The organism is Methylobacterium nigriterrae (genome assembly GCF_037106235.1).
Taxonomy (GTDB): Bacteria; Pseudomonadota; Alphaproteobacteria; order Rhizobiales; family Beijerinckiaceae; genus Methylobacterium; species Methylobacterium nigriterrae.
Genome location: NZ_JBAWTG010001037.1, coordinates 1 through 255, shown reverse-complemented (window position 1 = coordinate 255; position 255 = coordinate 1). Strand labels below are relative to the sequence as shown.

At 57.3% G+C, this 255-nt stretch carries 1 protein-coding gene; it reads left to right on the top strand.

Features of this window, described 5'->3' with window-relative positions; all coding sequences use genetic code 11:
- A partial coding sequence (locus WDW90_RS40145; RefSeq protein ID WP_488803343.1) for a JAB domain-containing protein occupies positions 1–255 on the top strand: 255 nt, incomplete at both ends.

The following is a 255-nucleotide window of genomic DNA, read 5'->3' as shown; positions in this document are numbered from 1 at the left end:
CCCTTGCAAAAATGCTGATCGGAAAGTTCGGTTCATTCGCCGAGGTCGTTCACGCTCCAGAGCTGCGGCTGAAGGAAACCAGTGGGCTTGGCGACTCCGCCATCACTGAAATCAAGCTGATCGCCGCGGCTGCGAGCCGCATCGCCAAGGGAGAGTTGAAGCAGAAAGCGGTATTATCGTCGTGGACAGCGGTGATCGACTATTGCCGCACGGCGATGGCGTTCGCCGACAAGGAACAATTCCGCATCCTGTTTC